Source organism: Nocardia sp. NPDC003979 (genome assembly GCF_053605015.1).
The window spans coordinates 515,004-531,680 of the sequence record NZ_JBSGIJ010000003.1 but is presented as its reverse complement, the minus strand read 5'-3'; the positions used below and the strand labels follow the sequence as shown (position 1 = coordinate 531,680).

16 protein-coding genes and 1 riboswitch are annotated in these 16,677 nt (G+C 67.9%); of the genes, 9 read left to right on the top strand and 7 right to left on the bottom strand.

What is annotated here, in order from left to right; translation table 11 throughout:
- Nucleotides 1–50 precede the first annotated feature (50 nt).
- On the top strand, nucleotides 51–533 hold the full coding sequence (locus ACWEVR_RS09325) for a DUF456 domain-containing protein (protein ID WP_067642066.1): 483 nt from the start codon (nucleotides 51–53) through the stop codon (nucleotides 531–533).
- Nucleotides 534–536: 3 nt separating this feature from the next.
- Here the strand turns inward: ACWEVR_RS09325 and ACWEVR_RS09320 are convergent, their stop codons facing one another.
- Both ACWEVR_RS09320 and ACWEVR_RS09315 read right to left on the bottom strand, forming a co-directional pair.
- The gene (locus ACWEVR_RS09320; RefSeq protein ID WP_452466477.1) at nucleotides 537–1,397 is read right to left on the bottom strand and encodes an amidohydrolase family protein; all 861 of its coding nucleotides are present in this window, start codon (nucleotides 1,395–1,397) and stop codon (nucleotides 537–539) included.
- Between the two features lie 123 nt (nucleotides 1,398–1,520).
- Nucleotides 1,521–2,909, bottom strand: a complete 1,389-nt coding sequence (locus ACWEVR_RS09315; RefSeq protein ID WP_357150368.1) for an FAD-dependent oxidoreductase — start codon at nucleotides 2,907–2,909, stop codon at nucleotides 1,521–1,523.
- 191 nt (nucleotides 2,910–3,100) lie between these two features.
- Between ACWEVR_RS09315 and ACWEVR_RS09310 the strand changes: the two genes are divergently transcribed.
- From ACWEVR_RS09310 to ACWEVR_RS09300, 3 genes are all read left to right on the top strand, one after another.
- The gene (locus ACWEVR_RS09310) at nucleotides 3,101–3,559 is read left to right on the top strand and encodes an Rv0361 family membrane protein (RefSeq protein WP_452466476.1); all 459 of its coding nucleotides are present in this window, start codon (nucleotides 3,101–3,103) and stop codon (nucleotides 3,557–3,559) included.
- 45 nt (nucleotides 3,560–3,604) lie between these two features.
- Nucleotides 3,605–3,721, top strand: a riboswitch (SAM riboswitch).
- A gap of 17 nt (nucleotides 3,722–3,738) precedes the next feature.
- The gene (locus ACWEVR_RS09305; protein WP_452466475.1) at nucleotides 3,739–4,155 is read left to right on the top strand and encodes a rhodanese-like domain-containing protein; all 417 of its coding nucleotides are present in this window, start codon (nucleotides 3,739–3,741) and stop codon (nucleotides 4,153–4,155) included.
- Nucleotides 4,156–4,165: 10 nt separating this feature from the next.
- Nucleotides 4,166–5,374 carry an O-succinylhomoserine sulfhydrylase gene (locus tag ACWEVR_RS09300; protein ID WP_452466474.1) on the top strand — a complete coding sequence of 403 codons (1,209 nt, stop codon included), beginning with the start codon at nucleotides 4,166–4,168 and terminating at the stop codon, nucleotides 5,372–5,374.
- A 42-nt stretch (nucleotides 5,375–5,416) separates the two neighbouring features.
- Here ACWEVR_RS09300 and ACWEVR_RS09295 read toward each other — a convergent pair whose 3' ends face one another.
- Complete coding sequence (locus ACWEVR_RS09295) at nucleotides 5,417–6,514, bottom strand: SPFH domain-containing protein (RefSeq protein WP_357150365.1); 1,098 nt, start codon at nucleotides 6,512–6,514, stop codon at nucleotides 5,417–5,419.
- A gap of 17 nt (nucleotides 6,515–6,531) precedes the next feature.
- Nucleotides 6,532–6,765 carry a hypothetical protein gene (locus ACWEVR_RS09290; protein WP_067642061.1) on the bottom strand — a complete coding sequence of 78 codons (234 nt, stop codon included), beginning with the start codon at nucleotides 6,763–6,765 and terminating at the stop codon, nucleotides 6,532–6,534.
- Between the two features lie 115 nt (nucleotides 6,766–6,880).
- On the opposite strand from ACWEVR_RS09290, the gene ACWEVR_RS09285 reads away from it, so the two are divergent.
- Together ACWEVR_RS09285 and ACWEVR_RS09280 are read left to right on the top strand one after the other, a co-directional pair.
- Nucleotides 6,881–7,516 (top strand): DJ-1/PfpI family protein, encoded by a 636-nt coding sequence (locus ACWEVR_RS09285; protein WP_452466473.1) that lies wholly within the window; start codon nucleotides 6,881–6,883, stop codon nucleotides 7,514–7,516.
- Nucleotides 7,513–7,968, top strand: a complete 456-nt coding sequence (locus ACWEVR_RS09280; RefSeq protein ID WP_452466472.1) for a MarR family winged helix-turn-helix transcriptional regulator — start codon at nucleotides 7,513–7,515, stop codon at nucleotides 7,966–7,968. The genes ACWEVR_RS09285 and ACWEVR_RS09280 overlap by 4 nt, the downstream gene beginning before the upstream one ends.
- On the opposite strand, the gene ACWEVR_RS09275 is transcribed toward ACWEVR_RS09280, so the two are convergent.
- Nucleotides 7,965–8,726, bottom strand: a complete 762-nt coding sequence (locus ACWEVR_RS09275; RefSeq protein WP_452466535.1) for an HAD-IIA family hydrolase — start codon at nucleotides 8,724–8,726, stop codon at nucleotides 7,965–7,967. The two genes, ACWEVR_RS09280 and ACWEVR_RS09275, sit on opposite strands and share 4 nt — an antisense overlap.
- A 161-nt stretch (nucleotides 8,727–8,887) precedes the next feature.
- Here ACWEVR_RS09275 and fgd point away from each other — a divergent pair, with 161 nt between their 5' ends.
- Entirely contained in the window at nucleotides 8,888–9,898 is a 1,011-nt protein-coding gene (gene fgd / locus ACWEVR_RS09270) for a glucose-6-phosphate dehydrogenase (coenzyme-F420) (protein WP_067484432.1), read from the top strand.
- Nucleotides 9,899–9,987: 89 nt separating this feature from the next.
- Here the strand turns inward: fgd and ACWEVR_RS09265 are convergent, their stop codons facing one another.
- Nucleotides 9,988–10,494 (bottom strand): nitroreductase family deazaflavin-dependent oxidoreductase, encoded by a 507-nt coding sequence (locus tag ACWEVR_RS09265; protein WP_452466471.1) that lies wholly within the window; start codon nucleotides 10,492–10,494, stop codon nucleotides 9,988–9,990.
- A gap of 73 nt (nucleotides 10,495–10,567) precedes the next feature.
- Here ACWEVR_RS09265 and pta point away from each other — a divergent pair, with 73 nt between their 5' ends.
- The gene (gene pta, locus ACWEVR_RS09260; protein ID WP_452466470.1) at nucleotides 10,568–12,646 is read left to right on the top strand and encodes a phosphate acetyltransferase; all 2,079 of its coding nucleotides are present in this window, start codon (nucleotides 10,568–10,570) and stop codon (nucleotides 12,644–12,646) included.
- Nucleotides 12,643–13,836 carry an acetate kinase gene (locus ACWEVR_RS09255; RefSeq protein WP_452466469.1) on the top strand — a complete coding sequence of 398 codons (1,194 nt, stop codon included), beginning with the start codon at nucleotides 12,643–12,645 and terminating at the stop codon, nucleotides 13,834–13,836. Before pta ends, ACWEVR_RS09255 begins: the two co-directional genes overlap by 4 nt.
- Before the next feature lie 3 nt (nucleotides 13,837–13,839).
- Here ACWEVR_RS09255 and ACWEVR_RS09250 read toward each other — a convergent pair whose 3' ends face one another.
- A complete protein-coding gene (locus tag ACWEVR_RS09250; protein WP_452466468.1) occupies nucleotides 13,840–16,278 on the bottom strand; it encodes a tetratricopeptide repeat protein in 2,439 nt (812 codons plus the stop codon).
- Between the last annotated feature and the right edge of the window lie 399 nt (nucleotides 16,279–16,677).

The following is a 16,677-nucleotide window of genomic DNA, read 5'->3' as shown; positions in this document are numbered from 1 at the left end:
CGGGAGAATTCGCCCGGCGCGACTCGGCGCGATATGGGAGGAACCCGGCAGTGAGCGTATGGGGTGAGGTCCTCGTCGGCCTCGTCATTCTGGTCGGCATCATCGGCGTGATCGTGCCCATCCTGCCCGGGGTGATCCTGATATTCGCGGCCGTCGCGGTGTGGGCGTTCCTCACCGGCGGTGCGGGCGCCTGGACGGTGTTCGCCATCGCCTCGGTGGCACTGATCCTGTCGGGCGTCGTGAAATACACCTGGCCGGGGCGCCGGATGCGCGAAGCGGGCGTGTCGAATCGGGCGTTGCTCGTCGGCGCCGTCTTCGGCATCGTCGGTTTCTTCGTGATCCCCGTGGTCGGGTTGTTCATCGGGTTCGTGCTCGGCGTGTACGTGGCGGAACTGCAGCGGTTGAAGACGCATGAAACCGCCTGGCCCGCAACGATGCACGCGCTCAAGGGTGTCGGACTGTCGATGCTCGTGGAACTGTTCGGCGCGCTGGTCGCGTCGGGAGTGTGGCTCGCCGGGGCGCTGTTCGTCTGAGGCTCAGGGTCTTTCGATGATCGGGAGCGGGCGGGTCTTGTCGTCGCCCGCGCCGGGCAGTGCCGATCGGGGGATCGGTAGGGTCGGGTTGTCCTGGGCCGCAACCCGTTCGGTCTCGGGCCTGCGTACCGGTGGCAGGCGGTAGCACTCGCGGGCGTTGTCCTCGAGTACGGCGTGCATGTCGGCGCCGACCACCTGGCAGATCAGGTCGATATCGCCGTCCGCGAATGGTCGGCCCGCCCGGGTGCCGGGTAGATCGGAGCCGAACATCAGGGCGCGGGGGTTCACGGTGTGGATGCGGCGCAGCGTTTCGGCCACGTCCATGTCGACCCGGCCGAATCCGGTCGCCTTCACTTTGGCCCCGCGATCGACCAGATCCAGCAGGTAGGGCAGCCCTTCGGCCGACATGCCGAGGTGGTCGATGGACAGCGCGGGCAGTTTGGAGATCACCGGCTGCAGCGACGCGAGCATCTGCCCGTCGATGTAGAGCTCGACATGCCATCCGGCCAGCTCGTGGGCGCGCAGGGCCTGCAGCGTCATCTGGGTGATGTCGGCGGCGGCGCGTTTGAGGTTGAACCGGATCGCCCGTACGCCCGCCCGGTCCAGATCGAGGATCTCCTCGTCACCGGCGTCCAGGTCCAACCGGGTCACCCCGACCCACTCCGGGCCCAGCTCGCTCAGCGCGGCCTTCAGGTACGTCTGATCGGTGCCTTGGAACGATGCGCTGACAACGGCTCCACCGCGAACATCGAAGTGCGCCATCCGCTTTCGATAATCCGCGATCGTATAGGGCTCCGGCAGGTAGCCCTCGTTCTCGATCAGCGGAAACCGCGGATCGATGATGTGAACATGCGCGTCGAACACTGGTACAGGATGCCTCGAGCTAGGCGGATCGGCCGACTTCGACCGAGAAAACAGGCGGGTACGCGCGGAAAAGGCCGGTGGGCGAGGGTTCTGCTCTCGCGTCCACCGGCCTTGTCATCGCTGTCAGGCCTTGTGGGGCTCGCTCGCGCGGAGCATGTCTTCTCGCTCCACGACCTTCACGCGCTCGCGGCCTTCGGGCTCGCCGAGGGCGCGCTCGTGGGCGTCGAGGCGGTACCAGCCGGCCCAGGTGGTGAACGGGATGCCCTTGCCCTCGAGGAACTCGGTGACGGCGTCCAGTTCGGGCTTCGGCGCGGGGGTGAAGTTCTTCGCGTCGTCGAGCAGGCAGGCGATGGTCTCGTTGGCGTCGCCCTTGGTGTGGCCGATGAGGCCGACGGGGCCGCGCTTGATCCAGCCGGTGACGTAGGTGGCGGGCATGAAGCGGGCCGCACCCTCGGCGCTCTCGTCGGCGATCACACGACCGGCCTCATTCGGCACGGTGCCCGCCTGATCGTCGAACGGGAGCTGGTTGATGTTCTGGGACAGGTAGCCGACGGCGCGGTAGACGGCCTGGACGTCCCACTGCTTGAACTCGCCGGTGCCCTTGACGTTGCCGGTGCCGTCGAGCTGGGTGCGTTCGGTCTTGAGACCGACGACCCGGCCGTTCTCGTCGCCGACGATCTCGGCGGGCGACTCGAAGAAGTGCAGGAACAGCTTGTGCGGGCGGTTGCCCTGGTCGCGGATGGCCCACTGCTCGAGGGTGTTGGCGACCATGTCGACCTGCTTGGAGTTGCGGCGCGCGGCCTCGGAACCCTCGTCGTAGTCGATGTCCTCGGGGTCGACGATCACCTCGATGGTCGGCGAGTGGTCGAGTTCACGCAGCTCGAGGGGGGTGAACTTGGCCTGGGCGGGACCGCGACGCCCGAAGACGTGCACCTCGACGGCCTTGTTCTCCTTGAGCCCCTTGTAGACGTTCGGCGGGATCTCGGTGGGCAGCAGCTCGTCGCCGGTCTTGGCGAGCACGCGCGCCACGTCCAGCGCCACGTTGCCGACGCCGAGCACGGCGACCTTCTCGGCATCCAGCGGCCACGAACGCGGCACGTCGGGGTGCCCGTCGTACCAGGAGACGAAGTCGGCGGCGCCGTAGGAACCGTCGAGGTCGATGCCGGGGATCGGCAGCGCGCGGTCGGCGTTGGCGCCGGTGGAGAAGATCACCGCGTCGTAGAACTGACGCAGATCGTCGAGGGTGATGTCGGTGCCGTAGTCGATGTTGCCGAGCAGGCGCACCTGATCCTTGTCGAGCACCTTGTGCAGGGCGGTGATGATGCCCTTGATGCGCGGGTGGTCGGGCGCGACGCCGTAGCGGATGAGGCCGAAGGGCGCGGGCATGCGCTCGTAGAGGTCGATGCTGACCTCGGCGTCGGACTTCATCAAGGCGTCGGCGGCGTAGATACCGGCCGGTCCCGCACCCACGATCGCGATGCGAAGCGGGCGAGTCGCTGTCTGTTCGGTCATTGTCTACGCGCACCCTTTGGTCGAGAAACGATGTGACGGCGTCAACTTAGCTTAGGCTAAGTCGGAAACCGGCTACCGGCCGCTGCCGTCCTCGTCGGCGGCAGGCCGTAATCAACGCGATTCTAGCTGCGGTGTTGCGGCAACCCGGCGCGCGGTGTAGCTGCCCGGCCCGGGTCTGTCAGGATTACCACATGAGCGAGGAGCAAACAGGCTCGGACGATCAGCCCATCGAGGTCGATCAGACCGACAAGCGGTCCATCGTCCCGTTCGTCGCGGCCGCGGTGATCGCGGTCGTCGTGCTCATCAGCATCGTCGTCGGCGGGCTCCTGGCGCCCGCTGAGAAAAATGTCACAGAGGCCGATCGGCTCGCGGCCGCCGTCACCAACTATATCGACGCGCGCTCGCGTACCGATCAGCGTCCGCCGCCCGGGGTGGCGTGCCCCGGGTTCGACGAGGCGAAATCCGGCCTCACCGAACGGCTCGGCGGCCCGGAATCTGCGGCGACGATCGACAAGAAGGGCTTCTCCAACGCCACGGTGAACGGCAATCGGGCCAAGATCGACGCCACCGTTTCGGTGGGCGGTCAGTCGACGTCGAGCACCTGGAATCTCACCAGGGTCGACGGCAACTGGTTGGTGTGCACGCCCTGAGGGGTTTGACACGGTGACCTGTGCCGGGGCAATCTCAGATCGCAAGGTCATGAGTACCAGCGCCAAGCCCCGGCTCGCTGGTCGGCAACCCTCCTCCGCGGTGGGGTGCTCCGGGTGACGACCTGGCCGTGTGTTGGACAACCACCACGGCAAGAGCGGATTCACGCAGGAGGATCGACATGAGTTACGCCGGCGACATCACCCCTGAGAAGGCGTGGGAAATCCTGACCGAGCACCCCGACGCGGTGCTGGTCGACGTGCGCACCGAAGGCGAGTGGGCCCAGATCGGCATTCCCGACACAAGCTCCATCGAACGCCCCGCGCACTTCATCGAATGGGTCGACGGCACCGGCGCGCGCAACCCGCGCTTCGGTGAGCAGCTCGAACAGGTCCTCGCCGACCGCCCGGCCGACGCCCCCGTGGTGTTCCTGTGTCGCTCGGGTCAGCGTTCGGCGCACGCGGCGACGGTGGCGACCGCGGCGGGGATCACCCCGTCCTACAACGTGCTCGACGGTTTCGAGGGTGGCCTCGACGCGTTCGGGCAGCGCGGCAGCACCGGCTGGCGCGCCGTCGGCCTGCCGTGGCGCCAGGCATAAGGAGACTCACATGATCACCGGTGGTTCCTTCGACAAGCCGCTGCCCGAGGGCGTCGGCCCCGCCACCCTCGGTGTGCGTGGTGGCCTGCGCCGTTCCGGCTTCGACGAGACGTCCGAGGCGCTCTACCTGACTTCCGGCTTCGTCTACGAGAACGCCGAGGCCGCCGAGGCCGCGTTCACAGGCGACGTCGAACACTTCGTCTACTCCCGTTTCGGCAACCCGACGGTCGCCATGTTCGAGGAGCGCATCCGCCTGCTCGACGGCGCCGAGGCCGCGTTCGCGACCGCCTCGGGCATGTCGGCGGTGTTCACCGCGCTCGGTGCGCTGCTGAAGGCGGGCGACCGGCTCGTCGCCGCGCGCAGCCTGTTCGGTTCCTGCTTCGTGGTGTGCAACGAGATCCTGCCGCGCTGGGGCATCGAGACCGTCTTCGTCGACGGCGACGACCTCTCGCAGTGGGAGCAGGCGCTGTCGGTACCCACCCAGGCCGTGTTCTTCGAGACCCCGGCCAACCCGATGCAAACCCTCGTCGACGTCCGCAAGGTCACCGAACTGGCCCACGCCGCGGGCGCGAAAGTGGTCCTGGACAACGTCTTCGCCACCCCGCTGTTGCAGCGCGGGTTCGAACTCGGCGCCGACGTGGTCGTCTACTCCGGCACCAAGCACATCGACGGCCAGGGCCGCGTACTCGGCGGCGCCATCCTCGGCGCCAAGGACTACATCGATGGTCCGGTGAAAACCCTGATGCGCCATACCGGTCCGGCCCTGAGCCCGTTCAACGCCTGGACCTTGCTCAAGGGCTTGGAGACGATGCCGCTGCGCGTGCGTCAATCCACCGAATCGGCGCTGAAGGTCGCTGAATTCCTGGAGACGAACAAGTCGGTCGAATGGGTGAAATACCCCTTCCTGCAATCACATCCGCAGCACGCTCTCGCCAAGGAGCAGATGACCGGCGGCGGCACCGTCGTCACCTTCGCCCTGCACGGCGACGACGGCAAGAAGCGCGCCTTCGAGGTCCTCAACCGCCTGCGCATCATCGACATCTCCAACAACCTCGGTGACGCCAAGACGATGATCACCCACCCGGCCACCACCACCCACCGAGCCATGGGCCCCGAAGGCCGCGCCTCCATCGGCCTCTCCGACGGCGTGGTCCGCATCTCGGTAGGCCTGGAAGACATCGAAGACCTCCTGGGCGACCTCGACCACGCCCTCAGTTGATCCACCGAACGGCCCGCCGGAGATTCCGGCGGGCCGCTCGGTTCAGACCTTGTCGACCTCGCCGTTGGACAGGGCCTTCTGCAGGGAGTTGAAGACCGTCAGGCCCTGGCCGACCATGCCGTTGACCAGTTCGCTCACGCCGTCGGGTCCGTTGAGGACGGTGAGGTTGGCGTTGGCGAGGCCGTTGGAGGCTTGGCGGACGATCTCGGGGAGTTGCTCGATGAGCAGCTGGTCGAGGGCGATGCGGTTGTTGGAGGCGGCGGCTTCGGCCTGGATGCGGGTGCGGTCGGCTTCGGCCTCGGCGAGGATGCGGACCCGTTCCGCTTCGGCGAGAGCGGGTTTCACGACTTCGGCCTGAAGTTCCTGCTCGCGCAGTTCGGCGTTCTTGCGTGCCTGTTCGGCCTGCGCGGTGAGGACTTCCTGTCGGGCGACGGCGTCGGCGAGCGGGCCCGCCTGTGCCGCTTCGGCATTGGCCTTGTCGATGTCGCGCTGGTACTGCGCCTTGAGTAGCGAGGTCTCACGCTCGTACTCGGCGCGGCGGCGCAGCGATTCCTGTTCGGCCTCGGCGGCGCGCTGGGCGGCCTGGGCCTGGGCGATCTGGGCGTCGCGCTGCACGGCCGCGTTGTGCGGGGCGGCGAGGGCCTCGATATAGCCGAGGTTGCCGTCGTCGATCGACTGGATCTGGAACGAGTCGACCCACAGGCCGATATTGCTCATCTCCACCTTGGAGGCGATCAGCACCTCGTCGGCCAGCTTCTGGCGTTCGCGGATGATCTCCTCGACGGTCATCGAGCCGACGATGGAGCGCAGGTGACCGGAGAAGATGCGGCCGGTGAGCACCGACATCTCCTTCTCCTGCTCGGACAGGAAGCGTTGTGCCGCATTGACGATCGACTGGGTGTCGTTGGCGACCTTGAACGCGATCACCGCGCGCACGTCGAGCTGGATGGCCTGCTTGGTGACGCAGCGCTCGCGGATCTCGGATTCGAACATGGCCAGCGACAGGTAGCTGACCTTGCGGAACAGTGGAATCACCCAGGTGCCGCGGCCGATGATCACTTTGAACGGCGCGTTGTCCTTGACCTTGGCGCCACTGACCAGCATGGCCTCGTCGGGATCAGGAACGTGATAGCCCAGCATCTGAGCCTCCCTTGCTTTCAGTTGTCTTGCGGCAGTTGCGGTGTGAGCGGTATCCAGGGCACGACGTCGACGAGCCTGCCCGGATTGACCGCGACGATGAGCACGGTCGCGCCCGCCTCGATCGGTTCGTCGGCGCGCGCGAGATACAGCTCCGTGCCGCCACGAATGGCGACGAGCACTTCGCCGAGTGCGCCCGCGGCGCGGATCGGCGAGGTGATGGTGCCGGTCAGTCCCTGCACCGGGTCGGTCATCGTGGCGAACTCCCTTGTCTCGCACCGGTTGTGCGTCAGCCTACGGAGGGTCGCCTGAAAGGGGGTTGCAAAATTCTTATTGACAGCATCCTGTCGATAATGACAGGATGCTGTCATGACCAAGAAGACAGTTCACGTGGCTGTGTACGACACTCTTTCGGACTGGGAAGTCGGCGCGGCGACGGTCAATATCGCCGACGACTCCTGGCATCGCGAGCCGGGGCGCTTCGAGGTGGCGACGGTCGGGCTCACGACCGCGCCCGTCACCACCGCCGGACGCATGCGGGTGACCCCCGACCTGGCCCTGGCCGACATCGACCCCGCCGACAGCGCGATGCTGATCCTGCCCGGCGCCGACCTGTGGGACGCCGGGGACGACCTGGCTCCCTTCGCTCGCAAGGCGCGCGAATTCCTCGCGGCGGGTGTCCCGGTCGCGGCGATCTGTGGTGCCACCCTCGGACTCGCCAAGGAGGGCTTGCTCGACGACCGCCCGCACACCAGCAACGCCGCCGAATACCTGGCCTCCAGTGGCTATTCCGGCGCGGCGCACTATGTCGACGAATCGGCCGTGACCGACGGTGACCTCATCACCGCCGACGCCATGTCCCCGTTCGAGTTCGCGCGCGAGGTCTTCGTCCGCCTCGATCTCTTCGAGCCACAGGTACTCGACGCCTGGTACCAGCTGTTCGGGCAGAAGGACCCCACCGGCTACTTCGCTCTTGCCGAAAACGCGGGCGGACAAGCAGATTGAACGACGAACAGCAGCTCCTCGACGCGGCCGCGCTCACCGTCTACCGGCTCAACGGTCAATTTCTTGCCCTCGGTGACGAATTGGCCGCACCTGCCGGAATCTCGGTGGCGTGGTGGCAGGTGATGGCGGCGGTGGAACATCAACCGCTGCCGGTCGCCGGGATCGCCCGCGCCATCGGCATCACCCGGCAGAGCGTGCAGCGGGTGGCCGACATCCTGGTCGGCAAGGGGCTGTGTGAATACCGGCCGAACCCGGCGCACAAACGGGCCAAGCTGGTCGCGATCACCGAGGCGGGCGAGGCGGCCATCCGTCGCATCGACCCGCAGCACGAGGTGCTGGCCCGCCGCCTCGCCAACGCACTCGGCCCGGCCGAATTCGCCGCGACCGTCGAGACTCTCACCCGGTTGTCGGCGGCGCTCGACACGATCGCCGCGGAAGTGAACCGTGGCTAGAGCTCCACGAACGGGGTGCGGGTGCGGTGCAACAGTTCGGCTACCGAGTCGACGACCAGCGTCGGCCGGAAGGGGTACTTCTCGACCGAAGATTTGGTGGAGATACCCGAGGTGACCAGGACCGTTCGCATGCCCGCCTCGAGACCCGCGATCACATCGGTGTCCATCCGGTCGCCGATCATCACCGTCGACTGCGAGTGCGCGCCGATGCGCCGCAGTGCCGAACGCATCATCAGCGGGTTCGGTTTGCCGACGTAGTACGGGTCCTTGCCGGTGGCCCGGGTGATCAGGGCGGCGACCGAACCCGTCGCGGGCAGGACGCCGTCGCGAGAAGGGCCGGTGGCGTCGGGGTTGGTGGCGATGAACTTCGCCCCACGGTCGACCAGGCGGATCGCGGTGGTGATGGCCTCGAACGAGTAGGTGCGGGTCTCGCCGAGCACCACGTAGTCGGGGTCGCTGTCGGTGAGCACGTAGCCGATCTCGTGCAGCGCCGTGGTGAGCCCCGATTCGCCGACCACGTACGCGGTGCCGTTGGGGCGCTGGTCGTCGAGGAAGGTCGCCGTCGCCAGCGCCGAGGTCCAGATCGACTCCTCCGGGATGTCGAGGCCGGTGTGGCGCAGCCGGGCCTGCAGATCGCGCGGGGTCCGGATCGAATTGTTGGTCAGCACGAGGAACGGGATCTCGTTCTCGCGCAGCTCGGCGAGGAACTCGTCGGCACCGGGGATCAGCTGATCCTCGTGCACCAGCACGCCGTCCATATCGGTCAGATACGACAAGATCTGGTCATCCTTGGCGGTCACCAGCTAATCATCCGCTAAAACCCGGCGCAGTGGGAGACGAAACGGCGACGATGCGGATCGTGAGCCGCGCGCTAGTGTCGAGGAGGCAGCGGTCAGCGGAGGAACAGGAGTGGCTGGAAATGGTCGATCTCAAGCTCGGGTACAAGGCGTCGGCGGAGCAGTTCGGACCACGAGAGCTGGTCGAGTTGGCGGTGGCCGCCGAACAGCACGGCCTCGACAGCGCCACCGTGAGCGACCATTTCCAGCCGTGGCGGCACAACGGCGGCCACGCACCGTTCTCGCTGGCCTGGCTCGCGGCCGCGGGCGAGCGCACCGAGCGCATTATGCTCGGCACCTCGGTGCTCACCCCGACCTTCCGTTACAACCCGGCGGTGATCGCGCAGGCTTTCGCCACTTTCGGCTGCCTGTACCCGGGCCGGGTGATGCTCGGTGTCGGTACCGGCGAGGCGCTCAACGAGATCGCCACCGGGTACAAGGGTGAATGGCCCGACTTCAAGGAGCGGTTCGCCCGGCTGCGTGAGGCCGTGCGACTGATGCGCGAACTGTGGCTCGGCGACCGGGTCGATTTCGACGGCGAGTACTACCACACCGTCGGCGCCTCGATCTACGACGTGCCCAAGGACGGCATCCCCGTCTACATCGCCGCCGGCGGCCCGGTGGTCGCCAGGTACGCGGGCCGCGCGGGTGACGGTTTCATCTGCACCTCCGGCAAGGGCATGGACCTCTACACCGAGAAGCTGCTGCCCGCCGTCGCCGAGGGCGCGGCCAAGGCCGAGCGCGACCTGTCCGCGATCGACAAGATGATCGAGATCAAGATCTCCTACGACACCGATCCCGAACTCGCCCTGGAGAACACGCGTTTCTGGGCACCGCTGTCGTTGACCCCCGAACAGAAGCACGACATCACCGACCCGATCGAGATGGAAGCCGCCGCCGACGCGCTGCCCATCGAACAGGTCGCCAAGCGCTGGATCGTCGCCAGCGACCCCGACGAGGCCGTCGCCCAGATCAAGCCCTACCTCGACGCGGGCCTCAACCACCTGGTCTTCCACGCCCCCGGCCACGACCAGCTCCGCTTCCTCGACCTCTTCAAGCGCGACCTGGCCCCCCGCCTGCGCGCCCTGGGCTGAGCTCCCGCTGGGCAGTTGATCACCACGCTCTGGTGGCGTTCGGCTCTCGGCCGATGCCGCCACCAGAGCGTGGTGATCGTGCGTCCGGGTCAGGACCGGCGGAGGGCGAAGATGCGTAGGTCGCGGGTGGTCCGGTCGCGGTAGGCGGCGTAGGCGCCGGTGATCTCGACGAAGCGGGCGAAGATCGCCTCTTTGTCCGCGTCGGGGACGATGGTGGCGGTCACCGGGATGCGTTCGCCCGCGATGGCGACGGTGGCTTGCGGGTTCGCGAGGAGGTTGACGGTCCAGGCGGGGTGCTTGGCCTGGCCGAAGTTGGAGCCGACCACGTAGAGGGTGTCGCCGTCGTGGACGTAGAGCAGCGGCTGAGTGCGCGGCTGCCCGGATTTGCGGCCGATGGTGGTCAGCAGGATCACCGGGGCGCCGATCGGGCCGAGCACGGTGTACTTGGCGTCGGTGCGTTCGAGCACGGCCCGGTCGAGTGGGGTCAGGGTGCGGATCAGCAGAGAACCCGGCTTTGTCGCGGCGAAACGGTTGGCGGCGCGGGAGAGCAGGTTCGTGCGTGAACCCCAGAGTCGATCCGGGAACTGCGGTGTCATGGGCCGACTGTAACCGCGAGGATCGCGCCACACCGAACCCCCGGATCGCCGCCGATTAACTAAGCTCGCGGGCATGGTCGAACCAGCGCCGTCCACCGTGTACATCGCCTCGCCCGAGGGCGACACCGGAAAGTCAACGGTCGCCCTCGGTGTCCTGCAGATGTTGTGCGCCACGACGGCGCGGGTCGGCGTGTTCCGGCCGATCACCCGCTCGGCCACCGCGCCCGACTACATTCTCGAGCTGCTGCTCGAGCACAGCACCGCCGACATCAGCTACGAGCAGGCCGTCGGCGTGAGCTACGAGGACGTGCACCGCGATCCCGACGCCGCCATCAGCGAGATCGTGATGCGGTTCCACGATGTGGCCAAGGCGTGCGACGCGGTGGTGATCGTCGGCAGCGACTACACCGATGTGGCCAGCCCGAGCGAACTGCGCTACAACGCCCGCATCGCCGTGAACCTCGGCGCCCCGGTGCTGCTCGTGGTGCGCGGCGCCGAACGCACACCTGCCGAGGTGAAGCAGCTCGTCGAGCTCTGTGCGAGCGAACTCGCCGGCGAGCACGCGCAACTGGTCGCGGTGATCGCCAACCGCTGCGCTCCCGACGGGATGGACGAGATCTGTGCCGCGCTGGCCGATTTCGACGTGCCGTCCTGGGGGCTGCCGGAGGTGCCGCTGCTGATGGCGCCCACCATGGGCGAACTGTGCGAGGCCATCGACGGCGAGATCTACAGCGGCGACCCGGAATTGCTGCAGCGTGAGGCGCTGCGCATCATGGTCGGCGGCATGACGGCCGAGCACATCCTCGAACGGCTCTCCGACGGCGTCGTGGTTATCGCCCCCGGCGACCGCTCCGACGTGCTGCTCGGTGTGATGAATGCCCATGAGGCGGCGGGCTTTCCGTCGCTGGCCGGAGTCATCATGAACGGCGGCATCCGCCCGCATCCGGCCATCGCACGGCTGATGGAGGGTCTGCAGCCGAAGCTGCCGATTCTCACCACCGAACTCGGCACCTACGACACCGCCAGCGCGGTGCACCGCACCCGTGGCCGCATGTGGGCGGGCAGCCCGCTCAAGGTCGACACCGCGCTCGCGCTGATGGAACAGCGCGTCGACGCGTCGGCCCTGCTCGAACGCATCCAGGTGCCGTCCTCGACGGTGGTCACCCCGCAGATGTTCGAGTACCGCCTGATCGAGCGTGCCCGCTCCGACCGCAAACGCATCGTGCTGCCCGAAGGCGACGACGACCGCATCCTGCGCGCCGCGGGCCGGGTGCTGCAGCGCAAGATCGCCGACCTGACGATCCTCGGCGACGAGGCCGCCGTGCGTTCCCGCGCCGCCGAGCTCGGCGTCGACATCGCCGCCGCCCAGGTACTCGACCCGCGCACCTCCGGCTACCTCGACGAATTCGCCGCCGAGTACACCGAATTGCGCAAACACAAGGGCATGACGCTGGAGCGGGCCCGCGAAACCATGGCCGACATCTCGTACTTCGGCACCATGATGGTCTACAAGGGCATCGCCGACGGCATGGTCTCCGGCGCCGCGCACACCACGGCGCACACCATCCGGCCCTCCTTCGAGATCATCAAGACCACCCCCGGCGTCTCCACCGTGTCGAGTGTGTTCCTGATGTGTCTGGCCGACCGGGTGCTCGCGTACGGCGACTGCGCCGTCGTGCCCGACCCCACCTCCGAGCAGCTGGCCGATATCGCGGTGTCCTCGGCGGCGACGGCGGCCCGGTTCGGGATCGAGCCACGGGTGGCGATGTTGTCCTACTCGACGGGTGCGTCGGGTACCGGTGCCGATGTCGACAAGGTCCGTGCCGCAACCGAATTCGTGCGTGAGCGCGCTCCGGAACTGCCGGTCGAGGGGCCCATCCAGTACGACGCGGCGATCGAGCCCGCGGTGGCGAGCGCGAAGATGCCCGACTCCGATGTCGCGGGCAAGGCAACGGTTTTCGTCTTCCCCGACCTCAACACCGGCAACAACACCTACAAAGCGGTGCAGCGCAGCGCCGGTGCCGTCGCCATCGGGCCGGTGCTGCAGGGTCTGCGCAAGCCGGTGAACGATTTGTCGCGTGGCGCCCTGGTGGCCGACATCGTGAACACCGTGGCGATCACCGCCATTCAAGCGCAGGGAGACACGAAGTGAGTGACCTGGTCCTGGTGCTGAACTCCGGGTCGTCGTCGATCAAATACCAGCTGCTGCACGCGGATTCGGGTGAGGTGGTCGCCTCCGGGCTGGCCGAGAAGATCGGTGAGGCGCACGGTGGGCGCATCGTGCACGAGTGCGGTGGGCGAAAACTGGTGCACGAGGGGCCGATCGCCGATCATCGTGACGGGCTGCGGCAGGCCTTCGAGATGTTCCAGGAGACCGGCATCGACCTGACCACCGTCGGTGTCGGGGCGGTCGGGCACCGGGTGGTGCACGGCGGCGAGGTGTTCTGGGAACCCACGATCGTCACCGACGACGTGCTCACCACCATCCGCGACCTGTCCGAGCTCGCGCCGCTGCACAACCCGGCCAATGCCGTCGGCATCGAGTCGACACGGGAGCTGCTGCCCGGCATTCCCCAGGTCGCCGTTTTCGACACCGCGTTCTTCCACGGGCTGCCCGATGCCGCCAAGACCTACGCGATCGACGCGAAAGTCGCCGCAGCGCACGGTATTCGCAAGTACGGGTTCCACGGCACCTCGCATCAGTACGTGTCGGAGAAGGCCGCCGAGTTCCTCGGCCGCGACTACACCGAGCTGAACCAGATCGTCTTCCACCTGGGCAACGGTGCGTCCGCGTCGGCGATCCGGGGTGGCGTCGCGGTGGACACGACCATGGGGATGACCCCGCTCGAGGGCCTGGTGATGGGCACTCGCCCCGGCGACCTCGATCCCGGCATCGTGCCGCACCTGGTGCGCGTGGCCGATCTGGATCTCGCGCAGGTGGAGCAGCTGCTCAACCGCGATTCCGGGCTCAAGGGGCTGTCGGGGGTCAACGACTTCCGGGAGCTGGGCGAGCTGGTCGAAAAGGGAGACGCCGCGGCGAAACTGGCCTATGACGTCTACATCCACCGCCTGCGCCGCTACCTGGGCGCGTACCTGGTGGAGCTCGGCTCGGTGGATGTCATCGTCTTCACCGCGGGTGTCGGCGAGAACGCCGCGAACGTGCGCGCGGACGCCCTCGCCGGGCTGTCGGGCCTGGGTATCGAGGTCGATCCGGGCCGCAACGAAACCCGGACGCCAGGAGTCCGCCGCATCTCGCCGGAATTCTCCCCGGTCGAGGTCTTGGTGGTCCCCACCAACGAAGAACTCGCCATCGCCCGGGCCGCCCACAGCTTGACCGCCTGAAGATCAGAACCAGGTTTTGGCGCGTAGCGAGTTGGCCAGGTCGATCATCGCGTAGCGGTGGGTGCGGTCGGCGGCATTGCGGGCCAGGGCGCGCAGGCCGGTTTCGGTGCCGTCGCGCAGGTCGCGTTCGTCGAAGGGGCGCCCGAAGAGCTTGGCGTCCTTGCGTTTCGGTGAATTACCTGCTTGCAGCCACGCCAGGGCAGTGCCCTGTACCAGGGTGCGCATGAGGGTGGCGCGGTGTTCACCGGGCGGCACGGCCTGGGCGCGGGAGGCGGCCAGGCGCAGCACCTGCTCGTCCAGCTCGGCGACGGGAGCGCTGGTGAGCAGCAACAGGATCGCCGTCGTCTGGGCGGTGGTGAAGTGGCGCGATGCGGCCGGAACGTCGTCGAGGGCATGCACGGCCTCACCCACCCGGCCCGCCACGGCCAGCTGCCTGGCCAGGCCGAAGGCGGCGCTCACCACGGCGCGGTCGGTACGCCATACGGTGTGGTAATAGCGTTCCGCGAAAGCGCGCCACTGTTCGGGTTCCGGGGAAACCCAGTGTTGCAGAATGAGTTCCGCCGTTGCGGCGAGTGCCAGCTTGGGGGCGATCTCACCGGGGAGCACGCGAAGAACCGCCTCGAACGAGTCGAACGCGGCCTCGTAGTCGAGTTCCAGCAGATGCGCCTGACCGGCGAACCAGTCCGTGCGCCAATCGGAATCGTTCGGCACCCGCTCGAGCAGATGCAGCACGGCGGCCGATTCGCCGAGCTCGAGCCGGGCGCGTGCCTCGGCGAAGAGGAGTTCGTTCGCCAGGGTTTCCGGTGCGTTGTCCGGGTCGGCCTCGGCGCGTTCGCGGGCGTCGTGCAGCGCTTCCAGGACGCGCTCGGGCTCGGGATTGGCGGTGGCGGCCAGCAGGGGAGCGGCCGGGTCGGCGGGGTCGATCAGCGGAATCGGCAGGGCCGCGACCACTTCGCCCGAGTCCATCAGCGGTGAGCGGCCGACGCCGTCGAGATAGGCATCGGTCTGGCTGATGAGTTCCTCGGTGCCGAAACTGGTGCGCTGTGGACTGAACACTGTGGATAGCTGGGGATGTTCGGTGTCGGTGTCCTGGGCGAGGATCTCGCGCAAAACCCCCGCCAGCTGTGCCGACATCGCCCGCGCCGAAGGGAAGCGCCGGTCCGGATCGGGGTCGGTCGCGGTGAGCAGGAAACGGTGGAAGAACTCGTAGCGGGCGAGCACGGGTTCGGCGGCGGGCTCGGGGAGCCCGTCGAGGTAGCGGCCGTGCTCGCTCGGCAGGTGCAGGGTGAGGGCGGCGAGAGTGCGGCCGACCGTGTACACGTCGGAGGCGGGTGTCGGACCGGTCCTGGCGATCTCGGGCGCCTGGAAACCCTTGGTGCCGTACAGGTTTCCGTAGGCTTCGATCGTTGCCACGGCGCCGAGATCGATGAGTTTCACCTGGTCCTCGGTGACCATCACATTGTCGGGCTTGAGGTCGTTGTAGGTGAGCCCGATCGAATGCAGGTGTTCGAGCGCGGGCAGCACCTCGAGCACATAGGCGATCGCCTCGGCCACCGGCATCCGTTCACCGTGCGGGCGGGCATCGAGGATGTCGCGCAACGACTTTCCGCCCACGTACTCCATGACGATGTAGCCGATGCTCGACCCGTCACCGGCGGTGTGCTCGACGAAGTTGTGGATCTTGACGATGCTCGGATGCGCCACCTCGGCCAGGAACTGCCGTTCGGCCACCGCCACGGCCTGTGCTTCGGCGTCGCCCGCGTGCAGCAAGCCCTTGAGCACCACCCACCGGTCGCTGACATTGCGGTCGATCGCCAGGTAGATCCAGCCGAGCCCGCCGTGCGCGAGGCAACCCTGGATCTCGTACTGCCCGGCCACCATGTCGCCCTCGTGCAGTGACGGCCGGAAATCGTAAGCGGCACCACAGGTCTGGCATTCGCCACTACTCGACGCGGCCCGCGCAGGCGTCGACCGCCCCACCGGATCCCCGCACCGCCAGCAGAACCGCCGCCCCTCCGACACCACCGGATCGGTGAGCACCGCATCCCGTGGATCAGCGGGCGTCACGGTCGGAATCGGCACCAACCCGGCCCCCAACCGCCGCGTCGGCCGCGACCGCGCCGTCCGCACACTCCGCCCCGACCGCACCGTCGCCCCGGACTCCGCTTCCGCAGGCGCGGCAGCACGCTCCGCCGCCTGGGTGGCAGCCGCGGCCCCCGACTGGGCAGCCGCGGTAGGGCGTTCGGCCGCTTGCGTAGCAGCCGCAGCTCCGGACTCGGCAGGCGGGGCAGTGCGTTCGGCTGCCTGGGTGGCAGCCGCAGTCCCGGACTCGGCAGGCGGGGCAGTGCGTGCCGCCGCCTGGGTAGCCGCATAAGCGCCCAGCTCGGCGGCGCTGAACTGGTCGGTTTGCTGTGCGGCCTGCGTATCCGAAAGGTCGCCCATGGGCGACCTTGTCGACGCCTGAGTCGCGAGAGGTTCGTCGCCTGTCGGGTGCTCGGCGGGGCGGTTCGGTGCAGGCGTGCGGCGTGTACTTGCCTGCGTGACCGGCCATTCCGGCTCCGCAAGCCCAGAGGCGGCCTGAGTTTCGGACGGCTCTCGCTCGACCGGCCGATGACTCAACTCGGTCGCTGCCGATTCCGGGGTAGGTCGGTGGGGTGGCGTTGCTTCGGAACCTGCATGCGTCGAAGCAGGCTGTGCGACAACAGCTCCCGGCGTCTCGTGATGCGAGTCGGCTGCGATGTTCGGACTCGCCTGGGGTGCGGCGGCGTGCGGACCTGGGGTCGTGCCGGTGGGGCGCGGACGGGGTCGGCCGAGAGGGAGTTTCGGGAGGGGTTTGGTTTT